The sequence below is a fragment of the Dietzia sp. DQ11-38-2 genome (genome assembly GCF_014145055.1).
Taxonomy (GTDB): domain Bacteria; phylum Actinomycetota; class Actinomycetes; order Mycobacteriales; family Mycobacteriaceae; genus Dietzia.
Window position 1 is genome coordinate 1 of the sequence record NZ_JAALDW010000300.1, and the last position, 3,569, is coordinate 3,569.

5 protein-coding genes are annotated in these 3,569 nt (G+C 69.6%); 2 read left to right on the top strand and 3 right to left on the bottom strand.

The genetic code is table 11. The annotated features are described in order from the left end of the window. The first annotated feature begins 54 nt into the window (after positions 1-54). Positions 55-750, top strand: a complete 696-nt coding sequence (locus G6026_RS10725) for a PaaI family thioesterase (protein ID WP_182613173.1) — start codon at positions 55-57, stop codon at positions 748-750. Between the two features lie 12 nt (positions 751-762). Here the strand turns inward: G6026_RS10725 and G6026_RS10730 are convergent, their stop codons facing one another. Continuing rightward, positions 763-1,584 carry an SDR family NAD(P)-dependent oxidoreductase gene (locus G6026_RS10730; protein WP_107755243.1) on the bottom strand — a complete coding sequence of 274 codons (822 nt, stop codon included), beginning with the start codon at positions 1,582-1,584 and terminating at the stop codon, positions 763-765. Between the two features lie 12 nt (positions 1,585-1,596). Here G6026_RS10730 and G6026_RS10735 point away from each other — a divergent pair, with 12 nt between their 5' ends. Continuing rightward, complete coding sequence (locus tag G6026_RS10735) at positions 1,597-2,355, top strand: PaaI family thioesterase (RefSeq protein WP_182613174.1); 759 nt, start codon at positions 1,597-1,599, stop codon at positions 2,353-2,355. An 8-nt stretch (positions 2,356-2,363) separates the two neighbouring features. Here G6026_RS10735 and G6026_RS10740 read toward each other — a convergent pair whose 3' ends face one another. Beyond that, a complete protein-coding gene (locus tag G6026_RS10740) occupies positions 2,364-2,909 on the bottom strand; it encodes a TetR family transcriptional regulator (protein ID WP_241726121.1) in 546 nt (181 codons plus the stop codon). Between the two features lie 133 nt (positions 2,910-3,042). After that, the coding region (locus G6026_RS17345) for a rubredoxin (protein WP_241728028.1) at positions 3,043-3,569 on the bottom strand (527 nt) is incomplete at its 5' end.

Sequence of the window (3,569 nt, forward strand, 5' to 3'; positions counted from 1 at the left end):
TCCCGCGGCGGGCGACCCCGGCGCCCGGGGGAGTACGGAGTAGATTCGATTGTCGTGACCACCGATGCCTCCGCCACCGATCCCCTCCCCGGAACCACCGGCACCGCTCCGGGCGACGGGAGGGGTGTCCCGTTCCTGCCCTGGGATGACGACGCAACCGGCGCCACCGACCTGGCCCGCGAGTTGCGCCGGGTGCGGGGTCTGGTGGCGGGGTCGCGCTTCGACGACGTCCACAACGCCGTCACGACGGTGCGGGAGCTCGCCGACCATCTCGAGGCGGTCGGCACCATGGTGCGGCCGTCGGACTATGTGACCTGGGGGGTCCCCGAGCATCTGGCCTCGAACCCCGCCATCGGCAGCCGCAACCCGGTCTCCCCTCCGTTGGAGCCGATGGTGTTGCCCGACGCCACCGTGCGGGCGGATCTGCGACTGGGCATCGAGTACCAGGGCCCGCCCGGCTGCGTGCACGGCGGGATCGTCGCGCTGATCTTCGACGAGATGCTGGGCCTGGCCAACGCCGCCGCCAAGAGCGTGGGGATGACCGCCGACCTCCGGGTGATCTACACCTCGCCGACACCGCTGGATGCACCCCTGAGGTTCGAGGCGCGCCAGGAGCGGGTGGAGGGCCGCAAGATCTGGTCCAGCGCCACCCTGTACACCGGCGAGACGCTGTGCGCGCGTGCCGAGGCGTTGTTCATCGAACCCAGGGGCATCTCGGACGCGCAGCGGGACCGGCCGGTCGAGGGCTGAGCCGGGCGGGGGTCAGCTCTCCCCGCGCAGTGCCTTCATCCGCTTGTGCGCCCCGGCCACGATCCGGCCGCGATCCACCCCGGAGCTGAACTCGACACCCGCGCGATTGCCCTGCCCTCCGCAGACGTGGACCGGCCCCCGGCCGATCGACTCGAGTACCTCCTCGGCGACCTCGGCGGGCTCGCTCACGGTCATGCCCGGCAGGTCCATGTCCAGACCGGCGCGGATCATGGCCGGGGTGCGGGTCACGCCGAGGATCACCTCGACCACGTCCACACCGTGGTCGCGCATCTCCAGCCAGAGGCCCTCCACGAAGACCCGGCTGAACGCCTTGGCGGCCGAGTAGATGCTCATGTCGGCGTGCCCGAGGTAACCGGCCATCGACCCCATCACCACGATGCCGCCCCGACCGCGGTCCCGGAGCCTGGGGGCGAAGTGGCGGATGATCCGCAGCGGCGAGGTGATGTTGAGGTCGATCACCTGTTGAACGCGGTCCATGTCCGACTCGGCGAACTCCGCCCCGTAGGTGTTGGCGCCCGCGTTGAGAACCACCAGCCCCACGTCGAGGCCGTCGCAGGCGGCGGCGATCGCGTCAGTGGCACCCGGTTCGGTGAGGTCGACCGAGAGCTCACGGCACTCCACGCCCCTGGCGCGGACCTCGCCGGCGGTCTCTGACAGGGGTCCGGTCCGACGGGCGACCAGCACGGAGGAGATCCCGGCCTCGGCCAGGCGGAGGGCGATCTCGGCCCCCACCCCCTCGCTGCCGCCCACGACCAGAGCCCAGGGACCGTACGCGGAAGGATCGAACTGTCCTTTTCTGACGGGTGTCGACATAGTCTTCAGAGTATGTCCCAGAACAACGACAGTCCCGAAGTCGGTCGCGGTCCCCTCCCGAGAATCGAGGGCGTGGACGACTTCCAGCTCAGCAGCATGCGGGAGCGGCTGGGGGAGACCTTCGATCCCGTTCCCGTCCCCGACCTCCCCACCCCGGATCCCGATCTGGATCGCACGGTGGTGGAGCTGCGCAGACTGCGCGAGGCGATCTCCGGACTGGCCCACTCGGAAGTCCGGTTGGACGACATCGCCGACCGGTTGGCCGGGGTGGCGGACCTCCTGGAGTCGCGCGTCCCGGAGCCCGCCCGCCGACTGGAGACGATGTGGACGGGCGCCGGTTCCCGCAGGGCGAATCCCGTCGGCGGGCCGGAGAACCCGATCGCCCCACCGGTGCGGTTCTCCGCGTGTGATGACGGTTCGGTGACGGCCGAGGTCACGCTCGGACTGGCCTATCAGGGCCCCCCGGGGTGCGTTCACGGCGGTATCAGCGCCCTCATCATCGACCACATGATGGGGTTCGCGAACCACTGGGGAGGCCGGTACGGCATGACCGCCCACTACGAGATCGACTACCGCTCACCCACCCCGCTACTGAAGCCCCTGACGTTCCGCTCGTGGGTGGATGAGGTGGACGGCCGCAAGACCTGGACCAAGGCGACCATCCACGCGGGGGAGCGGTTGTGCGTGGAGGCCCGTGGTCTCTTCCTCGAGGCGAGCGTCGCGGTCCCGGGTCGACCGGATCAGCGGTCGACGGTGGGGGACGGAGCCTGATCGGACCGTTACTGCTGGACGTCGACCTGGACGACCTTCTGTAGGTAGGGGGCGATCACCTCGGTCAGGCCCGAGGCCAACTGGTCCGGGTCCTCGGGCGGGAGCGAGATGAAACTGATGCCGATCCGGGCGATGATCGACGCGGCCAACCGGGCCTGGCTCGCCTCGATCCGCATCCAGCTCTCCGACAGCGCCGGCATGAGCACCTCCGTCGCACGCTCGATGAGCGGCCCGGCCTCGGTGGTGATCAGACGCAGTAGGTCCGGCTTGATGTCACCGGTCACGAGCGCCCGGATCAGCGGATCCCGGCTGCTGGACCGCAGGAACCCGTTGATCCCCTCACTCAGGGCGAGCTCGATCTGCCCGGGGTGCCTGATGATCGAGTCCCGGATCTCACCGGCGAACTTCTCCGACAACTGGAGCGCATACGCCTGCGCCAGTCCCTGACGGTTGCCGAAGGTGCTGTAGAGCGTCTGCCGGCTCAGTCCCGCGGCTTTGGCCACGTCCGACATGGTCACGGCTGACCAGTCGCGGGACTCCAGCAGCTGGTGCATGGCGTCGAAGACGGTGAGGCGGGGCGACCAACGCCCCCCCCGGGAGTCCCCGGAGGAGCGTTGGTCACGTGTCGACGGGCGGGGCGGCATGCGGTCCATTGTTCCTGATCTCATGCCCGCGGGGGGTGGTGGGCTACTTCACGGGCAGGAAGTCCACCTTGTCGCGGACGCCGCAGTCCGAGCACCGCCAGGTGGCGGGGATCGCCGACCACGGGGTACCGGGAGGGAAGCCCTCGCGGGGCTCACCGGCGGTCTCGGAGTAGTGGTGCCCGCAGTTCGGACACACGTACTCGCCGGTCGGTGAGGTCTGGTCGGCGGCGATGTCGGTGTCGACGAGGACATTCTCCGCCACCGCGGTGGTCCCGCCGGGGGTCGCGTCGACGCCGTAGCGGGCGAGGATCTTCTCACGCTTGGACGGCTGGATGTTGGCCCGCGTGATGTCCCCGTCGTAGTGGGCCAGGACGCGCTTGTCCATGACCTTGCGCCACAGCGGCGGCACGTAGGCCAGGATCATCATCGTGGCGTACCCGGACGGCAGCTGCGGGGCCTGCTCGAAGCTGCGCAGCACCTGGTAGCGGCGCATCGGGTTGGCGTGGTGATCGGAATGCCGCTGCAGGTGGTAGAGGAAGATGTTCGTCACCAGGTGGTCGGAGTTCCACG

Bases quoted from the DNA above. Each gene is read 5' to 3' on its own strand.
- G6026_RS10730 (WP_107755243.1), bottom strand. From the start codon at position 1,584: ATGTCGACACCCGTCAGAAAAGGACAGTTCGATCCTTCCGCGTACGGT.
- G6026_RS10740 (WP_241726121.1), bottom strand. From the start codon at position 2,909: ATGCACCAGCTGCTGGAGTCCCGCGACTGGTCAGCCGTGACCATGTCG.
- G6026_RS10735 (WP_182613174.1), top strand. From the start codon at position 1,597: ATGTCCCAGAACAACGACAGTCCCGAAGTCGGTCGCGGTCCCCTCCCG.